Source organism: uncultured Metabacillus sp. (genome assembly GCF_947503125.1).
Classification (GTDB): domain Bacteria; phylum Bacillota; class Bacilli; order Bacillales; family Bacillaceae; genus Metabacillus.
In genome coordinates this window covers 20,536-40,865 of sequence record NZ_CANNCR010000024.1, presented here as the reverse complement: position 1 = coordinate 40,865, position 20,330 = coordinate 20,536, and the positions used below count along the sequence as shown (strand labels likewise).

The 20,330-nt window shown below is 40.3% G+C and carries 12 protein-coding genes; all 12 read right to left on the bottom strand.

The genetic code is table 11. The features are described from left to right. Positions 1 to 5: 5 nt before the first annotated feature. The 12 genes from addA to Q1B07_RS15650 all read right to left on the bottom strand — a co-directional run bounded on the left by addA (position 6) and on the right by Q1B07_RS15650 (position 20,317). Entirely contained in the window at positions 6 to 3,725 is a 3,720-nt protein-coding gene (gene addA, locus Q1B07_RS15705) for a helicase-exonuclease AddAB subunit AddA (RefSeq protein ID WP_299091838.1), read from the bottom strand. Further along, on the bottom strand, positions 3,718 to 7,206 hold the full coding sequence (gene addB, locus Q1B07_RS15700; RefSeq protein ID WP_299091840.1) for a helicase-exonuclease AddAB subunit AddB: 3,489 nt from the start codon (positions 7,204 to 7,206) through the stop codon (positions 3,718 to 3,720). Before addB ends, addA begins: the two co-directional genes overlap by 8 nt. Positions 7,207 to 7,449: 243 nt before the next feature. Continuing rightward, positions 7,450 to 8,604: a Gfo/Idh/MocA family oxidoreductase gene (locus Q1B07_RS15695; protein ID WP_299091841.1), complete on the bottom strand. Its 1,155-nt coding sequence runs from the start codon at positions 8,602 to 8,604 to the stop codon at positions 7,450 to 7,452. A 54-nt stretch (positions 8,605 to 8,658) separates the two neighbouring features. After that, positions 8,659 to 9,504 carry an SDR family oxidoreductase gene (locus Q1B07_RS15690; RefSeq protein WP_299091842.1) on the bottom strand — a complete coding sequence of 282 codons (846 nt, stop codon included), beginning with the start codon at positions 9,502 to 9,504 and terminating at the stop codon, positions 8,659 to 8,661. 391 nt (positions 9,505 to 9,895) lie between these two features. Then, complete coding sequence (locus Q1B07_RS15685; protein WP_299091843.1) at positions 9,896 to 10,561, bottom strand: GntR family transcriptional regulator; 666 nt, start codon at positions 10,559 to 10,561, stop codon at positions 9,896 to 9,898. A gap of 242 nt (positions 10,562 to 10,803) precedes the next feature. Next, positions 10,804 to 11,985 (bottom strand): acetyl-CoA C-acetyltransferase, encoded by a 1,182-nt coding sequence (locus Q1B07_RS15680; protein ID WP_299091844.1) that lies wholly within the window; start codon positions 11,983 to 11,985, stop codon positions 10,804 to 10,806. 226 nt (positions 11,986 to 12,211) lie between these two features. Next, positions 12,212 to 13,654 (bottom strand): sodium/pantothenate symporter, encoded by a 1,443-nt coding sequence (panF, locus tag Q1B07_RS15675; RefSeq protein WP_299091846.1) that lies wholly within the window; start codon positions 13,652 to 13,654, stop codon positions 12,212 to 12,214. After that, positions 13,651 to 13,911, bottom strand: coding sequence for a YhdT family protein (locus tag Q1B07_RS15670; RefSeq protein WP_299091849.1), 261 nt, complete (start codon positions 13,909 to 13,911; stop codon positions 13,651 to 13,653). Before Q1B07_RS15670 ends, panF begins: the two co-directional genes overlap by 4 nt. Positions 13,912 to 14,087: 176 nt before the next feature. Continuing rightward, on the bottom strand, positions 14,088 to 16,487 hold the full coding sequence (locus tag Q1B07_RS15665; RefSeq protein ID WP_299091852.1) for a glycoside hydrolase N-terminal domain-containing protein: 2,400 nt from the start codon (positions 16,485 to 16,487) through the stop codon (positions 14,088 to 14,090). Positions 16,488 to 16,591: 104 nt separating this feature from the next. Continuing rightward, complete coding sequence (locus Q1B07_RS15660) at positions 16,592 to 17,734, bottom strand: glycoside hydrolase family 88 protein (protein ID WP_299091854.1); 1,143 nt, start codon at positions 17,732 to 17,734, stop codon at positions 16,592 to 16,594. Between the two features lie 56 nt (positions 17,735 to 17,790). Next, on the bottom strand, positions 17,791 to 19,845 hold the full coding sequence (locus Q1B07_RS15655) for a glycoside hydrolase family 65 (RefSeq protein WP_299091857.1): 2,055 nt from the start codon (positions 19,843 to 19,845) through the stop codon (positions 17,791 to 17,793). A gap of 49 nt (positions 19,846 to 19,894) precedes the next feature. Next, a complete protein-coding gene (locus Q1B07_RS15650; RefSeq protein WP_299091860.1) occupies positions 19,895 to 20,317 on the bottom strand; it encodes an AraC family transcriptional regulator in 423 nt (140 codons plus the stop codon). Positions 20,318 to 20,330: the final 13 nt, after the last annotated feature.

Sequence of the window (20,330 nt, the reverse complement as noted above, 5' to 3'; positions counted from 1 at the left end):
CAATTTTACATGTCGATTAAATATCCACCATCAAAGAAATATAAATATTTTTCCTTTAAAGGTTTATGGGTAATCTCTTCAATTGCTTTAGTATATAGTTCAATTTGAACGCGATATCTTTCTCTTAACACCGCTTCTGCCTCTTCTATTCCTCTTGGAAAGCGACCTTTAATTGTATCAGTCTTATAATCTAGTAAAACAAAGCCTTCTTCATCTTCAAACAAACAATCAATCACACCTTGAACCAATACAGGCTCATCCTTCAAATTGTCATAAAGCTGTTCTGCTTCAAGCGCGTAGCTGAATGGTACTTCCCGATACACTTGTTTGGCCTGAAGCAGCCTTGTTCCGATCGAGGATGAGAAAAACTCTACAATCTGCTCACGATTGATGACCTCAGCTAATTCTGCAGAGAGAATTTCCTTTTCAACCAATTCTTGCAATTTTGCTGTTAAAACATCCAGCGAAACCGGCTCTGTCAATTTTATATGCTGCATAACCGTATGCATCGCAGTTCCTCGTTCAGCTGCAGAAACCGATTTGCTTTGCATAAACCGTGGGCGATTATATAAAAACGATTGGATTTGCTTCCTTTTTATCAACTGCTGATCACTATATTCATCTTGAACCTCTCGCTGTCTTTTCAGTTCTGACACCGATTGCTTTGAACGGCTGCTTGCTGCTGTTTTAAAAGGATACACCCATGTTAATTGTTCATTCACCTGTTCTACCTGTTCACTCTCAAACGCTACAGGTTCACCATTGCTAATCGCTGATAAGCGTTCATGATTTAGTTCCTCTTCAGCTATAAAGGTTTCAAGCAGCTCCTCACTTTTTACAATGTCAATCGTCCATTTAGACGGATGCTGGGCAATTTCTTCATTTAAACAGATCTGCCCATCACTTAAAACCGAACAATTCTGATGGCGCACTAATGCTGGTCCAACCCAATCTAAATAGTTTTTCGCTTTGGAGCGTTCAAAATCCGGCAACAGCCATTCAGAATGTGATACATGCTTTTTCCAGTCAGCAATCGTTTTTTCAGGATTTTTTAACGTTCCTAATAAATATAGCTTTTCTTTTGCCCTTGTTAAGGCAACATATAATACACGCATTTCTTCTGCGAGAAGCTCCATTCGCATTTTTTTCTTTAACGCAATATAAGGCAGCGTTGGATAGCTGATCCGTAATGTTGGATTGATCAGTTTTGTGCCAAAGCCAAGCTCCTTATCAAGCAAGTACTTTCTATTTAGATCCATCATATTGAACTGCTTTGAAAGCCCTGCAACAAAAACAACCGGGAATTCCAAACCTTTACTGCTATGAATCGTCATTAACCTGACGACATCCTCCTGCTCTCCAAGGGCACGTGCGGCCCCAAGGTCATCACCGCGCTCCTGCATCCGCTCAATAAAACGCAAAAATCTAAATAAGCCTCTAAAAGAGGTTGCTTCATATTGGCGTGCGCGGTCATAAAGGGCACGTAAATTTGCTTGCCGTTGTTTCCCGCCTGGCATTCCGCCGACAAAGTCAAAAAACTTTGTATCACGATAAAGCTGCCAAATTAAGTCTGATACTGAACCTTGTCTAGCTTGCACGCGCCAGCCTTGCATAAGCCTTATAAATGGGTCCAGTTTGCTGAAAAGTGCTTGATTGGCCAAAGAACCCTCTGCTAAAAATGCTTTCACCGCATCATAATACGTCCCTTTTTTGTCAAATGTACGAATCAATGCGAGTTCATTTGCATCCAATCCGACGACAGGAGAACGGAGCACTGATGCTAAAGGTATATCCTGGTACGGATTATCAATGATTTTTAAGAGTGAAAGCATAATCGCTACTTCTGTTGCTTCAAAATATCCGTTTGATAGATTCGCATAGACAGGTATTCCCGCCTGCTTAAACTCCTCCATAATTTGCGGCGCCCACGGCATGGAGCGCAACAAAATCACCACATCCCGATAAGTGATAGGACGAGTGCCGTTTATGCTGCGGTCATAAATCGGGAACTGCTGATCAATAAGCGATTTGATTTTCTTAGCCATCAATCTCGCTTCAAGCTGAACCGTTTCTAATTCCTCTTCATCAAAAACGGCAGGTTCTTCCTCCTGATCAGCTTCCTCGCCATCGCTGCGCTCTACTAATAAAAGCTCTGCATTCATTTCTTCATTTTGGGGATAGGACGCTCCAAGCTTAAGCTCTGCATCATGGTCATAATCAATTTCTCCAACCTGCTCACCCATGATTTGCTTAAATAAAAAGTTCGTCCCATCCAACACTTCTGCCCGGCTTCTGAAGTTTTTCGATAAATCAATTCGCAGCCCTGTTTGATCAGCTGATTGAGTAAATCGTTTATATTTGCTTAAGAAAAGAAACGGCTCTGCCAGACGGAAGCGATAAATCGATTGCTTTACGTCACCGACCATAAACAGATTCCCTGTCGCTTCATCGTCCTTTGTGACAAGCTTAAGGATTGTTTCTTGAACGAGGTTTGTATCCTGGTATTCATCGACCAATACCTCAGAAAATTGATTCTTATAATACAAAGCAGCTTCACTTGGCTCGTTATCCTCGGTTTGCAGAATGTCTAAGCAATAATGCTCTAAATCGGCAAAATCAACAATCCCTTTTTCCTTTTTTATCCCTTCATATCGTACTGCAAATTCCTTTACAAGCGACACTAGCTTCGAGACAACTGGTTTTAGATGGGTAAAATCGAGCACATAGTTCTGAAGGGGACGCGAAAACATCTCATCACGGAGCTGTTCAATTTGTTTTTTTACTGCATTTCGCAAGGCTGTGACTTGATCGGTTAGGGTTTTATCATATTGATCACCTCTTACCGTTTTTGCTCGTGATAATTTAAATGTTTTTATTTGCTCGCCAAGCTGCTCCCACGAATCCTTTACACGTAAAAGCTCTGAAATTTGCTTTAAATCATCTTCTAGATTTTCTGCGCGTGGTGCCGGTCCAGCCGGCAGCTTTGTCAGCTCCATCGCCTGTTCAAGCTGAGCCTTTGCACCAGCCAGCTGCATGGCGATGTCCTGAAGCAAATAGCGGACAAAAGGCAATGATTCAATTTCTTCTGTTTCTTTCAAATCATACATTTTTGCAAGTTGATCTAACCAAATACTTGGTGTTGGATGTGATCTTGAAAAAAAGTAAAGCTCGCGAATCAATGTTTGCAGCTCAATATCATTGCGATCAGAGGTATAGCGATCAACGAGATCAAAAAACGCCTCATTATCCTCTCTGCTATACTCTTCCTCGAACATATCATCCAGCACTTCATCAATAAGTAATTGTTCTTCTGTTTGATCGGCAATTCTAAAGCTCGGGTCAATATTGATTAAATAATAATACTTTCTAACAACCTGCAGACAAAACGAGTGCAAGGTCGAGATCGATGCTTTATTTAGCAATGTTAGCTGTCTTCGCAAATGAAGAGAGGATGGATTTTCTTTTAATGCTTTTTCCAGCGCTTCGCCAATCCTGCTTCTCATTTCAGCGGCCGATGCATTTGTAAAGGTAACAACAAGCAAAGAATCAACATCAACAGGATTTTCCCTTGATACGATTTTTCTTATGATTCTTTCAACCAGCACCGCCGTTTTTCCAGATCCAGCCGCTGCAGCTACTAAAATATCCTGTCCGCTTGAGACAATTGCCTTCCACTGATCATCTGTCCATTGACTGTTTTCAGGCTTTGCTATGATTTCACTCATCGCCAGCACCCTCCTCTCTCATTCTTTTTAACACCTCATCGTTCTTTTCACTTTTTAAGATTCGATACGAATTTTCTTCTAATGATTCATCAAACTGGCAGACTGATTTATATTCGCAAAAGGTACACGGAATTTTATCTTTTAACTTAAATGGACTGATATCAATGATTCCATCGGTAATATTTGTGCCAACTTTTTTAAACGTCGACCGGACATGCTTTCTTAATAAAGCGAACTCCTCTTCACTCGCAATGGAGGAGGTCGAGCGGAAGCCGCCTTCTTTTTTCAAGCCAGCTGCGATGATATTTGATGTGCTGCCTTCACTTAGCGTGTTGTCCATAAGCCTTACTGCTTCCTCATCGCCAAGTAATAGCCCCTTCATTTTAAACTTCTTAAAGATTTCTTCATCCAGCTTTTCCTCTGTCATCAACGTCTTAGCTTGAATCATTGGGTCATGGACATGGAAATACAACACACCTGCAGGGGTTGCCTCCACTCCAAGCCACATACTGGCGTTCGAGATGATGACGTCCAAATAGGTAAGCATTTGCAGGGCCAACCCATAATAGACCTCAGAAAGCTGGACATTTTTTTCGCTTGATTTATAATCGATAATTCGCAGCAAAACACGTCCTGAGCCTGTTGCTTTATCCACTCGGTCGATTCGGCCAGCTACCTCCATCGTGCAGCCATTCGGCAGCGTAAAGCGAAGCGGAGGCAGCTCTCCCCCCTTGCCAAAGCCGAGCTCTAAACCGACAGGTGCAAACCCGCTCGCCTTGGCATGTTCACTCAGGATCACTGCAGCGCGAGTAAGGATTTTTTGCAGCTTTCGTTTAATATAGTGGAAACGATTTGAGCTAAGCAGAATCTCTCTTTGCAATCGCGGGGCGAGGCGATCAACGGCATCATTTGACAGCCGTTCACATTGCTCCTTTGTCAGCTCTCTCCAATCAAGATTCAATTGCTGCAAGCGATCAGATATGAGCTTAAGGGACGAGTGGAACATTTGTCCAATATCAGGTGCTTCAAGCTTGAAAAATTGCCGTTCTTTCAGCTTTAGTCCATGTGTAGCGAAGTGAGAAAATGGACAGCTATTAAATTTCTCCATTCGGGAGACACTTCCTTGAATATGCTCACCGTAAAGCTCACGGCTGATCGATGTTTCAAGCTGTTCTGGTTTGTTTTGATACGTTAAGCTGCTTAATACTCTTTTAGTTAGCTGGCGATCTTCCGATGTAATAAAGTAGTTATAAGCATCCCACCAAATTGGATGGATTGGATAGCCGCGCTTCCAGGATTGCAGCTGTGAGGTGACATACGATAACGTCACATGCTTATTCACCATAAAGGATAGCTGTTCATTTAAAGACAGCTGTTCAGGCTCATTAAGAAGTCTTAGCTTTTCAACCATTGGAAACATTTCTTCCACTCGCTTTATAATGACAGAAGGAAGCAGGGCTTTCCCTTCTTCATCAGCCATTGGATACGATAAATAAAGCCTTTCAGCCGGACTTGATAATGCCATATAAATCAGGAAGTTTTCATCAAGAAGCTGCTGTCTTGCCGTAGGAGCAAGATTAATTCCTTGATAATGGAGAGCCTCACGATCATCCTCTGTTAAAATCCCCTCTTCTTTCGGCCTTGCCGGGATCACCCCATCATTTACCCCCACGATAAATGAGCATTTCACATGAAAGAAACGGGATTTTTCAAGATCGGCAATTAAAACTTGATCAATAGCAGGCGGGACCAATGAAAATTTCATTGACTCCATACCTGTTTCAAGAATCTCAGCAAACAGTTTTAATGAAACCTGTTCCTCTGACAGAATCTCTACAAATTCATCTAATAGATTCATAACCGCCTGCCAAACTTGATCATGCTCTCTCGCTTCCAGGAGCATTCCCTTTTCTTCTGCTGCCAGACGCAGTCCTTCCATTTTTTCAGGAATGTGTAATTCCTCCAGATACAGATATAAGCTTTCAGCCAAAGCTCGTCCTGACTTGCTGCGCTTTAGCCGATTTTGTAAAGCTTTAATTGGTGTAACAACAATGTCGCGCAGCTGATTAAGCTTTTCCTCCATTTGCTTTTCTTCATCTGTTACGACAAAGTCATCATCAAGTGAATAATAGCGGCGGTAGCGCCAGCGTTCATCATTCGTCCATTTTGAACCTTGGATCCCATATGATAAGCAATAGTTTTCAAGCAAATCCATTTCCTCACGCATTTCCTGCTTATGACGATCAAGCGGATAAAGCAGCTCTGTCTTTACAGCACGAAACACTGCCTCATAACGCCAATGACCATTGATGATTTCAAGCGTCGAACGAATCAGCTCTACCAAAGGATGGTTCAGCATCGAACGCTTTTGATCGATAAAAAATGGAATCTCGTAATCACGAAAAACTTGTTCTATCACATCGCGATAATCATTTTGATTGCGAATAAGCAGAGCGAGATCACGATAACGATAGTTTTCCTTCCGCACAAGTGTATGAATTTGTCTAGCAATACCTTCAACCTCAGACCGGCGATTTGCCGCTTGAAAAATGGTTAAATCAGGCTTTTGCTCGTAGACAGTTGTTGGTCTCGTATCATAATATTTTTCTAAATGTCTTAAGGTTGGGTTGCCATACCGGTGCTGCTCATTTAAAATAAGCGGTGGCTCAACCTCTTTTCCTTTTTCAAGGGCAAGCTGGAGAACTTTATTGTAGGTTTTTCCTGTCATTTGAAAGAGGTGCAGCTCATGCGGCAAGTGCTCTTCATATGCTTTATCAGCCGTAAGGGCGATCTTCACATTTGCTGCATGCTCCATTAATGCTCCAACAACCTCATATTCTTGAGGAGTAAAGCTATGGAAGCCATCTATATAAATATCGGCTGACTGTAAAAAGTCAGAATCCTGAACCTTTCCCGCTAATAAATTGAGATAATCCTCAGAATCTATATATTTATTACTAAGCTGAATTTCTAACTGTTTATATAGCAAGGCCATATCATGGATCTTGTCTGTTAAAGAGGTTTTATCTACTTCTGTAGTCGCACCTGCTAGATACTCCTCCAGCTCCTGCGGTGATAGGAGGTAACGTTTAAATTCAGTTAACATCGCCTCAAGCTGCTGAATAAATCCATTTTTATTACTAGCCTTCGTAAACACCTTAAATTCCTGCTTATATTGCTCGACCAGCTTTCTTAGCATCATCTGAATCCCGGTGCTTGAAAGGTGATGGCGAGTCATTCCTCCTGTCTCCTGGAGAACTCTCCATGCCAGTCTGCTAAAGCTGAACGTTTGTGCACGAATCATTCCGCCTAAACTCGGTGTCTTGATTAATTCATACTCCGCCCCAAACGTCATCTGGTCAGGAACTAGATAAATAATCGGCCGGCCGATCGGTTCTTCGAATAGCTTGTCTCTAATTTGATTTAAGATCTCTTCAGTTTTCCCGCTCCCTGAGCGACCAAGAATAAATTGAATGCTCACTCTTATTCTCCTAACCTTGTTATTTAAAAAAGAAATACCACAACTAAAGATAGTGTGGTAATATAGTTTGTTTTTATATTGTATCCTCTATTATTTTACTTTACTTTTAAGGGAAATTCCATTTATCAATTATACCAAGTTTTGTATCAACTCAAATCATTTCTAACGAAAAAAAATCCAACCAAGTTTGGAAAAACTAAACTTGGTTGGATTTGTCTGCTTTGCGAAGGCTTCCAAAAAGAGTCACTCATAATTCCCGCCTGTTGTAATGGCTTCATCTGCAAAGTTTTCAATGGACGTTTTCTTTTCATAAAAATGAGTCACATACTTTAAAACCCCTTCCCTCGTATAAAAGGGACTAGCAGAAGTTAGCGGAAGCTCCACTGTTTCTCTTAAACTTGCAGATTGATAAATAGCTGTGATTAATTCAAGTGTTTGCCTTCCTTGAATACCATCCACTAACACACTCTTCTTACCTTGCATAGCTTGCAGAACATCGTGTATTTGTCCAGCATGACCTTCATATAGTAAATCCGCCTGCTCATTATAAAGCTTTTGGATTTTTTCTTCTAATTCAAGGTCATCCTCCGGGAAACCGTTTTGTCTTGATTTTGATGCTTTTACTTTCCATGGAACGGAAACTCGTGCATTTTTCCCCTGGAAAATCAGTTGCTGCTCTTCGCCATGATGAATAACAGAACTCGTGATTTGAACCAAACCGCCATTGTCATATTTCCCGATGGCAACTGAAATGTCTTCAACTTCAGCATTTTGATGTGCAGCATTACTCATAACAGCAGTAATCTCTGAAGGCATCCCGTTCATCCACTGCAGGATATCAATATGGTGAACAGCATGATTTAAAGTAGGTCCGCCGCCTTCCTTTTCCCATGTTCCTCTCCACCACAAATCATAGTAGCAAAAGCCTCGCCACCAATAGGAATCGACTTGTGTATGGACAATGTCCCCCATTAATTTGGAATCAAGAACATGCTTTAATTTCATCATTGGCGATCGAAAACGATTCTGTGCCACAACGGATAAAATCTTTCCATTTTTCTTTGCTGCAGCATTCATTGCATCACACTCTTCTAAAGAGGAGGCCATTGGTTTTTCAACAAGTACATTCTTTCCCGCATTCAATAAAGCAATGGCCGTATCAGCATGTGTATATGGAGGTGTGCATATCGATACTAAATCTATGTCATGACGTTCAGCCAGCTGTTGATAATCATCATAAATATCCACATTCAGACCATGTTTTTTTGCAAGCTTCTCTGCCTTTTCAGGATAAATATCACATAAAGCAACAATTTTACACGCTTCTGATAACTCCAAGTAACCGTTAATATGGGCAGGGGCAATCGCTCCAGCACCAATAATCGCAACATGAATCATAGACAGTATCCTCTCCTTTTTTCTACTAAGCACTTAAAGGCTCAGTCCCCTAATTTAAACCCCGGAATAAGCCATAAATCCGCCATCAACAGGAACACTGATCCCTGTTACAAATCCACTTGTTTCATCATCTGCCAACCAAAGCAATGTACCTAATAAATCTTCTGGATTACCGAGTCTTCTCATTGGCGTATGGGCGAGTATTTTTTCCGTTCTTTCTGTATTTGTACCATCTTCATTTTTCAGTAATTTTTCATTTTGTTGTGTAAGGAAAAATCCAGGTGCAATGGCATTTACCCTAATACCTGCTTCAGCCATATGAACCGACAGCCATTTTGTAAAATTCTCGATTCCAGCCTTTGCTGCACTATAGGCAGGAACTTTAGTCATTGGACTAGGTGCACTCATCGAGGATATATTAATGATCGTTCCCTTTTTTCCCACCATTCTTCTTGAGAAAATTTGCGTTGGAATTAATGTCCCGACAATATTCAAGTTAAAAACAAATTGAAAGCCTTCCGTTGTTAGATCAAAAAAGGTTGTAATCTCCTTGTTTTGTAAATCAGATAAATTAAAAATTTCTTTTGTGGTAACACCTTTCGGATGGTTGCCTCCAGCACCATTGATCAAAATATCGCATGCTCCATATGTGTGATATACCATTTCCTCGGCTTTTTTCACACTTTCAAGGTCCAATACATTGCATTCAACGGCTAATGCTTCTCCGCCATTCTGTTTGATCTCTTCAGCAACCGTGACAGCCTTTTCAAAAGTGCGATTTAAAATCGCTACCTTTACACCTTGTCGAGCAAGCTCCTTTGCCATACAGCTGCATAAAACTCCTCCGCCTCCTGTCACAACAGCTACTTTTCCTTGTAATCCTTCATATTTTGGTAACATCTTATCCTTCCTTTCTGTTCAGCACTTTTAATATTTTTATAGAATCCATTACATAATAGCTTATCGGCGCTTTTCAAAATATATCGGCGAATTTCTGATTTTATCGGCGCTTCCGAAATATATCGGCGAATTTCTGATTTTATCGGCGCTTTCTGAAATATATCGGCGAATTTCTGATTTTATCGGCGGCTTCCGAAATATATCGGCGGGTTTTTGATTTTATCGGCGGCTTCCGAAATATATCGGCGGGTTTTTCTATATCACTTTTTTATGTAGGTGACCGCTTTTTAAAGAAATTCTCATTCATGGTTAAAGATCCACCCACCTAAATGTTAGCGCTATCAATAAATGACAGAGAGCTTTTGCAGCTCTGTCCCAAATCTTATATCAATTAGAAATAATCTGGATAGCGGTCCTTAATCTCATCCTTTTCAAAATTCACCAATTTCAAGTGCTGTACCATTAATCTTTCTGCCTTATTCGGGTCTTTTTCCATAATCGCTTGGTAGATTTCTTTATGTTGCGAGACAACAACATTCCAATCTGTATTTGCAGCAAGCCTTAAAACCCTTAATCGGTCAAAGTGGCTGTTCATGTTGCGAATCATTTTCCATGTTCTTAATTTGTTGCATTCTTCAAATAAGATCTTGTGAAATTCTTCATCAAGCTCAAATAATTGATGATACGTTCCTTTTCCTAAGCAAAGCTCTTGCATCGCAACATTTGTTTCTAAACGAAATAGCTTGTTTTCATCAAATACTTCACAAGCTAATCTAACTATAGCTTTTTCAATGTTTTCTCTTGTAAACCTTGCTTCCTCTACATGGTCCAAATCAATTTTTGAAACAATCGTACCACTTTGAGGATAGATTCCTAATAGCTCCTCTTGAGATAATTTTAGAAAGGCCTCCCTAACTGGTGTTCTGCTTACCTCTAATTTTTCAGCAATTTCCTTTTCGGAAATTTTTGTTCCAGGCTTTAATTCTAAATTAATAATGCGAGTTTTTATTGTTTGGTACACATAATCTCTTGTTGAGCCATTAATCCGTGTGTTCATAGTTGAAATGGCGACCACCCCTTTTTCTGTCCATCTAGGTATTTTAATATCCTAGCTATACTAGCATGGTAGTTTTTAGTCAATTATAGTGGAAGTCTAGTAACTTTTCAACCATTTTTTTGAAAATGCTATCAGGATATGCATTGAAAGTAATATGCAATATATCGTATCAAAAGAGGGCCACACCCCGCAGGCAAACAACAATATATTGTATTAGAGGGGGTGACCCTTAGGTTCTCTAACTAATTATGATTCTCTCTTTCTACAAACAACGCTACACCAATACCTCCGCCTACACATAAGGACGCAAGACCTTTTTTGGCGTCTCTCCGTTCCATCTCATGCAAGAGACTTACGACTATTCGTGAGCCGGTACAGCCAATTGGGTGCCCTAAACTAATACCGCTCCCGTTGACATTCACCTTTGCTCGATTTAAATGGAGCTGTTTTTCTACAGCTAGATATTGAGCGGCAAACGCCTCATTAATTTCAATGACGTCTAAATCGTCTATCGTCCAATTTAACGAAGCGATCCCCTTTTGAATGGCTGGAACAGGTCCGATTCCCATTAACTTTGGATCGACTCCTGCAATTGAATAGTGGGAAATTTTAGCTAAAATAGGGATTCCTCTTTTTTCCGCATCCTCTCTAGTCATTAACACAAGTGCTGCAGCCCCGTCATTTAATGAGGAAGCATTTCCTGCTGTAACGGTTCCATTGTCTTTAAAAATAGCCGGTAATGCTGCAAGCTTTTCAGTTGTTATCTGTCTAGGACCTTCATCCTTCGTTACGATGACTTCTCCCTTTCTCGTTTTAACTGAGATCGGGACAATTTCCTTCGTAAATGTACCTGCCTCTATCGCAGATAAAGCTCGTTGATGACTTGATAATGCAAGTTCATCCTGCTCTTCTCGGGAAATGTGAAATTCCTCTGCAATATTTTCAGCTGTTTCCCCCATCATGATATGATGGATCGGATCCTTTAATATCTCCCATACACTGTCTGTCACCTGTCCGTGCTGCAGCCGTGAGCCCCAGCGATGCTGCTTTAATAAATATGGACTTGAACTCATTGCTTCCACTCCGCCAGCAATCACGATACTGGATTGACCTGTTTGAATTTGCATGGCAGCAGAAATGATCGCCTGAAGCCCTGAGGCACACTGTCGTTGGATGGTGTACCCTGTTGTTGTCTCAGGGAAATTTGCCAAAAGTGCTGCTGTCCGAGCTGTGTTCGGCTCATCTGTTCGCTGAATACAATGACCGAGTATGACTTCGTCCACGTCATGCTTTTCAAGCTTGCTTCTTTTTACAGCCTCATCCAGTACCGGTACAATTAATTGAGTTGGCAACAACTCTTTGAAAGCGCCGCCAAATGAACCAATAGCTGTCCTTGCCGCAGCCGTTATGACCACCTCGCGCATATTCCATCCCCCTGTCATGATTAACTTTAGGATATAAAAAACTCTTATTTTCATTATAATATAGATTTTTGGATATATTTCGGATTTCTGTAATAAATGGTTAATTATACAATTATGATCTACCAGGGGCAGTTTTAGGGAAATAAGGATTTACACCAAGAAATATAAGAAAAGCCCAATTTCTCAGCATTAAATTTTGAGAAACTAGGCCTTTTTCGGTGCTCATCTACATAATATTTCTTTGTTTAACTAAATGGTTTGTACACATACTCACAAGCACAAATACAACAAGTGATGCAACGACAGGAATCGTTACACTATTCATACCAAATAAATTGCCATGGAAATGATAAATATAAATATATGAAACAAGTCCGACAATCATCGAGGCAATTGCTCCGTATTTATTTGCATCTTTCCAATAAAGACCTAGTACTATATTCCATAAAAATGCCGATTCAAGGCCGCCAAACGCAAATAAGTTTAACCAAATTAATAGTTCCGGAGGTTTCAATGCAAATAATACAACAGCAATTCCAACAACTGTTGTCACAATAAAGCTTATCCTTTTAATTTCAGCATCTTTTGCACTTGGTTTAATAAAGTTTAAATACACATCTTTTACAAGTGTCGAGCTTATTAAAATTAATAATGCATTTACCGTTGACATAATGGCTGCCATTGGTGCTGCCAATACAATTCCGGCAAGAACAGGCGGTAAAATATCAAGTGTTAATGTTGGCATCACTTTATCCCCAATTTCAATCCCTGGAATCACGGCACGTCCGAAAACACCGATTAGGTGCATCCCAAACATAATTGTTCCAATACCAATTGTCCCAATGATGATTGCACGATGCATTCCTTTCGAATCTTTATAGCTCATCGCACGAACTGCGATTTGCGGCAAGCCAATTACACCGATTCCAATTAAAATCCAGAATGTTGATACATAAAGTGGCGAAAGACTTGAATCTGCTCCGTACGGCGAAACAAGATTTGGATTTTCTTGAACAAGTTTCGCCATGATAGCTGAAACCCCGCCTCCTTCCATAATAACCGCTGCAAGTAGAATGACTGTACCTATTATCATTACTAACCCCTGCAATGCATCTGTTAAGGCGACAGCCGCAAAGCCGCCAATAATGACATATACAAGCACCGCAACTGCAAAGATTAACAATGCACCTTGATATGATAACCCTGTTAATGACTCGATTAAACGTGCACCACCAACCCATTGTGCTGTCATCGAGGCGAATAAAAAGACAAAAATAGCAACCGCAGATATCAGCACGATTGAATTTGATTGATAGCGAGCCTTTAGGAAGTCAATCAACGTAATTGCTTCATATTTACGTGCAATAATCGCAAACTTTTTCCCTAAAATCATCAAGACAAAATAACCCGCTGGCAATTGAGCCATTGCAAGCAGCACCCAGCCTAAACCTGTATTATAAGCCACACCTGGCCCGCCAATAAAACTTGACGCACTTCCATATGTCGCCATCATTGTCATGGCAAGCAGGAAACCGCCCATTTCCCGACCACCAAGGAAATAATCCGATAGGAACGAGTCTGATTTTCGAACACGAGCATTTGCCCAAAAGCCAATAAAGAAAATAATGACAAGGAATAATGCAAGGGGAATAATTACTTGCCAATTCATTCTTCCTCTTCCTCCTCAAGTGAAACTTCGGTAAAGAAGAATTTCATGACGATGGCAATTGACACAATCATAAAAATCGTACCAGCAATACAGCTATAAAAGAACCATGCCGGAAAACCGAGAATGTACGCATATGTCACCGGATCCTGATCTCCGAGACCATATGCAAACCCATACCAAATGGCAAAGTTGATTAACACAAGAATGATACCTATCATTGCTTCTCGATGTGCAATTTTAAAACGTTTATCTTCCATCAGCCCACACCTTTCCATACTTCATTTTAAGCGTAATTTTCTGAATGACAAGTTTAATGTTCATTTATTTTACCGATTAATGAAAATGGAGATGGTTGTGGTTCTTTTTATACGGACTCCCATTGACTTACTTTTGTTTTTGTTAAAAGATATTATCCCCGGGTAAATCTCATTATTTAATCAATCATATTTTTAACATAAAGAGTCGTCCCTTTCTCCATCGTGATGTAAACATACATTTTTCCTAATGATGATTCTTTTATTGTGATCCCTTCACCAGTTAGTACAGAGTTTTTTGCAAAAGAAGGTAGCTTCAACGTAAATTCTGAATCACGCTCAGCAGTCATTTCTCCACATAATGATTGCGTAACTACATTCCATGAAAGGCTAACCCGCCCAGTCATAAAACGAAAATTCTTTACTTCCCCCTTTTCCCACTTAGTTGGAAGAGCTGGAAGCAGTTTAATTAGTTTTGGAGAAACATACAGAAGCATTTCTTGAATTGCATTTACAATGCCCATACTAGCATCTAATTGGATTGGTGCTGTCTCAATTTCCATACTTACCCCCATATTTCTCCAATCATTGTGAACGGTGAAAAGGTTATTTAAAAGGCATGAACGTGAGAGTATATCCAAGCATTCCAACGCTTTGTCTCCGTCATTCATTCTCGCCCATATACTCGACATATGTGCTAATGACCACCCAGTTTGTGCACCTAATCTTCTCTTTGAAACAGCCATTCTAAATGCTTCAAACAGGTTCTGATCTTGTTCTTGGTTGATATCTCTACCTGGGAACACAGGATAGATGTGTGAAAGATGACGATGGTTGTAGCGATCATCAAAGGCAGGGTGTAACCATTCCCGCACGGCACCATCTTTATTCACTTCATAAGGCGGAATACGTTCAAGCATTCCCTCCCACTTTTCAATTTCATCTAAATACAATGAGGTCTCTTTTGCTCCCTCAATTAAGTGATTTAGCACTTCTTTCATAATGGCAAAATCCATTGTTGCATTTATGGTGGTTGGCATCGGATGAGCAAGTTGTTTTCCGTCCTTGGGCATAAAATTTTCTGGGGTATTCTCAGGTGAAACAGAAGGAAAAAATTGATAAAGACCATTCTCATCCAAGACGAGAAAATCTTCATAAAAGAGCGCAACTTCTTTTAAAAAAGGAAGTACTTTTTCGATCAAAAGTTTTTCGTCCCCTGTGTAGAGATAATAATCATAATAATGCTGTGCCAGCCATCCAGCTGCTCCAGTCCAATTCATAATAACAGGGACGATTTGATTTGGTACACCAATACCAGGAGTTGTCCCTGCTGGTATATAAATGCCGCGGCAACCATATAATGTTCTAGCATTTTCTCGAAATTCATCCATCATTTCCTCGTAATAGTTGAATAATGCTGGCACTAATTCAGATAGTCCTCCTACTGATGCATGCCAATACATCATTTGAATGTTCTCATTTGCCATCCGATGGCACCACATTAGATTGTAATCGCCCCCCCAAAGGCCATACATCCCAAATGGTTGTCCCTCAGCTCTTGTACCAGAGATAAAAAGATATCGTCCATAATTCCACAACTTTTCTAGCAATAGAAGAGGGGCTTCTCCTTCATAAGCATCTAGAAGAAGTTCTTCAATCGATTGTTTGCCTTCAGCATCACTTAATTGTATGGAAGCTGTATGGAATAGCTGTGCGTGTAAAGGAATATGTGCACGCAGCAAGTCTTGATAATCACCGTTTATCTCTAATAACTCTGCTTTAAGACGTGCCCACTCTTCGCGATGATCTCCTTTAATAAATACTTTCAATATCATTTGAATGTAATTTGCCTCTTCACAACGGAGACGATTTTTATCAACACTGGTCCTTCCACCCATAGGAATCAAGCGGATGACTGCTCCATAATCTGAATGATCATCATTTTTGGCAGAAAAAAAGATAAATTGATTTTCTACTTTGAGCTGGACCGCACTTTCTAATTCTTTGAGCCGCTGTTCCATGTTTTTATGGTCTGTCTTACGGATACCAAGCTCAAACTCAGCTGTCAGTGATTTCCCCGTTGATGTTATTTCATAGACAACCGCATCGTCTGCTCGTGAAACAAACAAATTCCGTTCATATCGCTCATTCCCCTCTTCCCATCTTACTGATACCTCTCCTGTTTCCATATTGACTTCTCTGCGATAATGTTTAAACCCTTCAGTTTGCTTCATCCTAATGGTTAGTTCAACAAGGGGTAAAAATGATGCTAAGCGGGTGCTGTATCCTTTCTCTTTTAATGTATTTGTTAAATGCCAGCTTGCTTCATGATATTTTTCCTTTTTCATGAGATCCCTTGTTTCGCTGAGTGTATAGCTAACATCGGGAAGTGTATCCTTTCTTCCCATATGCCATAAACCTTCGTGATTAATTAAAATCTTTTCCAGGCTTACTCCACCTGAAACAGAAGCACCTACCTTTCCGTTCCCTGAGGGCAGCCCTTCTCTCCACATATTTCTCCACCATCCGGCAGGATATTTCAGCGATAGGCGATTCCTGCTATCATTCTTATCTACCAATATGTTAAACCTCCAATCAAATTCTGTGAAAAAAATAGGCTGTCACAATAACGAAGGGACAGACCCTTCCTGAGACAGCCTTCTTTCCAAATTCTATTAATCAATCATTGCGATACTTTCAAGGACTCTTCATTTTTTGCTTTTACTAATTTCTCCATCTCCAAACTTGCCAATAAAAATGGAGCTACTCCCATTAGATCATCACTTACGATTTGCTCACTCATATAGTAGTCATAAGAGCCATCACGATACTTAGCACCTCCAAGACCCGCACCCTTGCATATTTGATGAAGGTGTACTCCTTTTTCATCTTCCGTGACAAAATGTTTAAGAATACCATTGTATGAACGGAACACGATATCCGGATCAATACCAGACAAATAACCTAGACGGATTCCCTTTGCCAAAGCATATGTCATCATACAGGAGCCAGATGATTCTAAATAATTTTTCTTTCTGCCGTTTTGATCAAGCAGCTGATACCAGAGGCCGCTTTCTTGATCTTGAACATGTTTAATGGCATGGGCCATTCTTTCAAAAATCCCCATGATTTGCCCTCGTTTTGGGTGATTCACTGGAAAGTGTTCGAGTGAATCGACAATAGCCATGGAATACCATCCCATTGCTCTTCCCCAGGCGTGGAATGACCTTCCTGTTTCTTTATCACACCAGCGCTGTTCCCTGCTTTCATCCCATGCATGATGCAGAAGTCCTGTCATTGGATTGCGCGTTTTCGCTTCGATCAACAAGATTTGCCTAGCAACCTCATCAAATCCTTCTGAAACATGAAACGTTTTAGCATACTCCGCTAAAAATGGTGATGACATATAAACACCATCAAGCCACATTTGAAACGGATAGATTTTTTTATGCCAGAACCCGCCTTCACTTGTTCGCGGCTGTCCTTCAAGCTGTGTGACTAACTGCTGAATGGCTTTTTCATACTTTTCCTTTCCAGTTCGATTCCAGAGCGAGAACAAATTTTTTCCTTTATTAATATGATCTAAATTATATTCTTCGATTGAATAGTCTTTAATCGTTCCATTTTCATTGATGAATAGATCCATATGATTCTTAACGAAGTGATGATAGTTTTCGATGCCGCTCCATTCTGAAAGCCAATCAAATGCCTTTAATGTCATTCCCACTACATATCCCCATTTATTAGCGATTTTCGGATGGTATCCATTATCACAATGCGAAAGGATCGTTTCCGCTATTTTTATTGACCATTGGTTTGCTTGCATATTTCACTTGCACTCCTTTCCAGAGTAACCTTTGCTAAAACTACCTATTTTGTTTTTTATAGTACGCTATGCAGCCCTTCCCATTTCACTTTCCAGCGACCATCCTGCGGGAAACCGGGACAACTGCGATCGTTACCATTCTTCCAGCCGCAAATCATCATGGCAACGGCTGTCAAAAGCCCTCCATTACCAGGCAAGTATGCTGTCAAACCTGGCCTTTGATAATTATGGCCGTTTGCTAGATACGTATTTTTCGTTGCCTCCATTAAAAGAAAATCTACGGCTAGTTCTCTTTCACCTAATCTGGCAGCAGTCATTGCACACATAGGAAAATCCCAGCCCCATGCAGATTCCCAGTCCCATACAGCTTTTACTTTATACAATGTATTTCTCATAATCTCTTTATCTACTAATGTACCTGGTAAAATTCCCAGTGCACCAAGCATTGAAGGATAATCATGATTTTTCTCAGTAAAAGTATTCAAACAATTCTCATGTGCCAGATAAACACCATCTTCATCACGAGGCTTCGCCAAAGAATTTGCTACCTTAGACCACAGCGGATTTTCAGGTACGTTTAATCGTTTCGCCCAATTTATGGCGATTTCCAGCCCATATTTCCAGTATTCCAGCTCATAAGGAGGGTTCATGCTTTCATAAATATAGTGACATTCCTGAGCAGGTATTAGTGGAGGTCCAAGAACATAGGCTTTCTTTTTTTCATCCCAATGTGCATATGACACCATGAAGTCTGCAGCTTCAAACACGATTGATTGAAAATGTTCAAGAAATTCTTTAGTTGGATGAACTTGATAACACATTTCTGCTAACGCCATTGGATGTGGTTGTTTCCAAATCAAACCCGGCGCTACTGGGGAAGGACTCTGTTTGCCGTCAATCCCGACCATTTTTGGCCATCTAGCACCGGCATAGCCTTGTGATTCAGCTAGTTCCCTTGCTTGAGGCAAAATGTGCAGATACCATTCAAGACTTTTCTCTAAATATTCCCTTCTTCCCCATATTGGAAAATGTGCCCCATGCCACCAATGCATCTCCAAATGGAATTTTCCAAACCAGCTATTATACATATAACCTGTTTCTTGCGGCGGCAATGACCCGCCGCTGTGAATAGCGGTTAAATATTGTGAAAGAACAACTCTTCGTTCAAGCTCCATTGCACGCGGATCTGTGCATTCAGAAAAATCCACTGCCGCACCTTTTTGCCAAAATGCTTCCCAATAAAAACGGCTTGATTCAAAAACCTCTTCAGGTTTAACAAACAAAGGTTCCTTTTGTGCATAAGAAAAGGTAAACTCTAACGTATCTGAGCATCCATCCCCCATTAACGTATATTCATGAACCCCGGTTTGCACTAATGAACCTTGATTCCAATCCCATCTTGCGTAATATTGATCCTGATCCATCCTTCTTGTAAATAAAACGGCTTCATCAGAAATCGTTTGATAATTTGTTACATGCCTTTCATCATGTCCCCAGTCCGGGTGTATCGCTTTTGACCAACTATTATGTGTAACATCTGGGGCTGGGAAAAGTGAAAACACTTGAATACGCTTCTCTTTTAACAATGGAGAAGATACTTGTACAGCGATAACATCATGCTCTGGATGACATGCTGTCTTTACCTGCACAGGAACTCCCTCTACCAAAAATTCACTCGCAACGATTCCTGTCCATAAGTCAAGTGTTTGCTTGATTTCTGTCATCCCATCGGATTTTACAGGCTGATTATTTTTTGATAAAAATCGAAAGGAAACTCTTCCAAGCTGCAATCTGTGAGGATTTTGCCGTAACCAATGGTAAGCTTCCTCTTTCCCTTCAGGTTTCATCGGGTACTTCACCTGACGGCCATATGTATCATAACGTTGATACACGATATCTTCTTCTGAATATAGATTTGGTCGGCCAGTATAATGCCATCCCCAATTTGATTGCGTTCCTAATGGGGTTTCATACACCTCTGGAAAAGTCTGTAATCCTGTAAAGTCACAGCTAAATCCAAACTCTCTGTTTCCAATTGATAATGGTGAAAGTGATTCGATCTTTTGAATAATCGGATTGTGACGTTGGACAATTTGCCTTTTATCTAACAATTATGAATCCTCCTCAAATTTATTGAATACTTCCATCGAACGAAGAATATTACATCACTTCTTTCCTGGATTTTAATACTTCCCGATATTTACCTGGCGTGATATTATTGCATTTTCGAAAGGCCCGAATAAAGCTATTTTCATGCTGATATCCAACCTTTATTGCAATATCTGATATTTTTTCATCCGTATTGACCAATAAATCTGCAGCCCGTTTCATTCTCATATTTGTAAAATAACCGTAAATCGTTTCATTCTTTTCTTTCTTAAATATGGCGCTTGCCAAACTTACACTAATGCCAATGGAATCAACAATTTCTGTGATTCCGATTGGCTCAGCTATATGCTTCTCCATATAATCAATCATCTTTTCTATTAAGAGGGATTCCTTACTTATTCCGATTGTCTGAACCTCTTCTATCAATGCACTTGCTTGGGAATGAAGAAAAACTGCAATATCATCGATGTGCATCGTGTGGAGTTGA

Excerpts from the sequence above, each read along its gene's own strand:
- Q1B07_RS15670 (WP_299091849.1), bottom strand. The coding sequence starts at position 13,911 with ATGGAAGATAAACGTTTTAAAATTGCACATCGAGAAGCAATGATAGGT.
- Q1B07_RS15685 (WP_299091843.1), bottom strand. The coding sequence starts at position 10,561 with ATGAACACACGGATTAATGGCTCAACAAGAGATTATGTGTACCAAACA.
- Q1B07_RS15690 (WP_299091842.1), bottom strand. The coding sequence starts at position 9,504 with ATGTTACCAAAATATGAAGGATTACAAGGAAAAGTAGCTGTTGTGACA.
- Q1B07_RS15680 (WP_299091844.1), bottom strand. The coding sequence starts at position 11,985 with ATGCGCGAGGTGGTCATAACGGCTGCGGCAAGGACAGCTATTGGTTCA.
- Q1B07_RS15695 (WP_299091841.1), bottom strand. The coding sequence starts at position 8,604 with ATGATTCATGTTGCGATTATTGGTGCTGGAGCGATTGCCCCTGCCCAT.
- Q1B07_RS15650 (WP_299091860.1), bottom strand. The coding sequence starts at position 20,317 with ATGCACATCGATGATATTGCAGTTTTTCTTCATTCCCAAGCAAGTGCA.
- Q1B07_RS15660 (WP_299091854.1), bottom strand. The coding sequence starts at position 17,734 with ATGCAAGCAAACCAATGGTCAATAAAAATAGCGGAAACGATCCTTTCG.
- addA (WP_299091838.1), bottom strand. The coding sequence starts at position 3,725 with ATGAGTGAAATCATAGCAAAGCCTGAAAACAGTCAATGGACAGATGAT.
- panF (WP_299091846.1), bottom strand. The coding sequence starts at position 13,654 with ATGAATTGGCAAGTAATTATTCCCCTTGCATTATTCCTTGTCATTATT.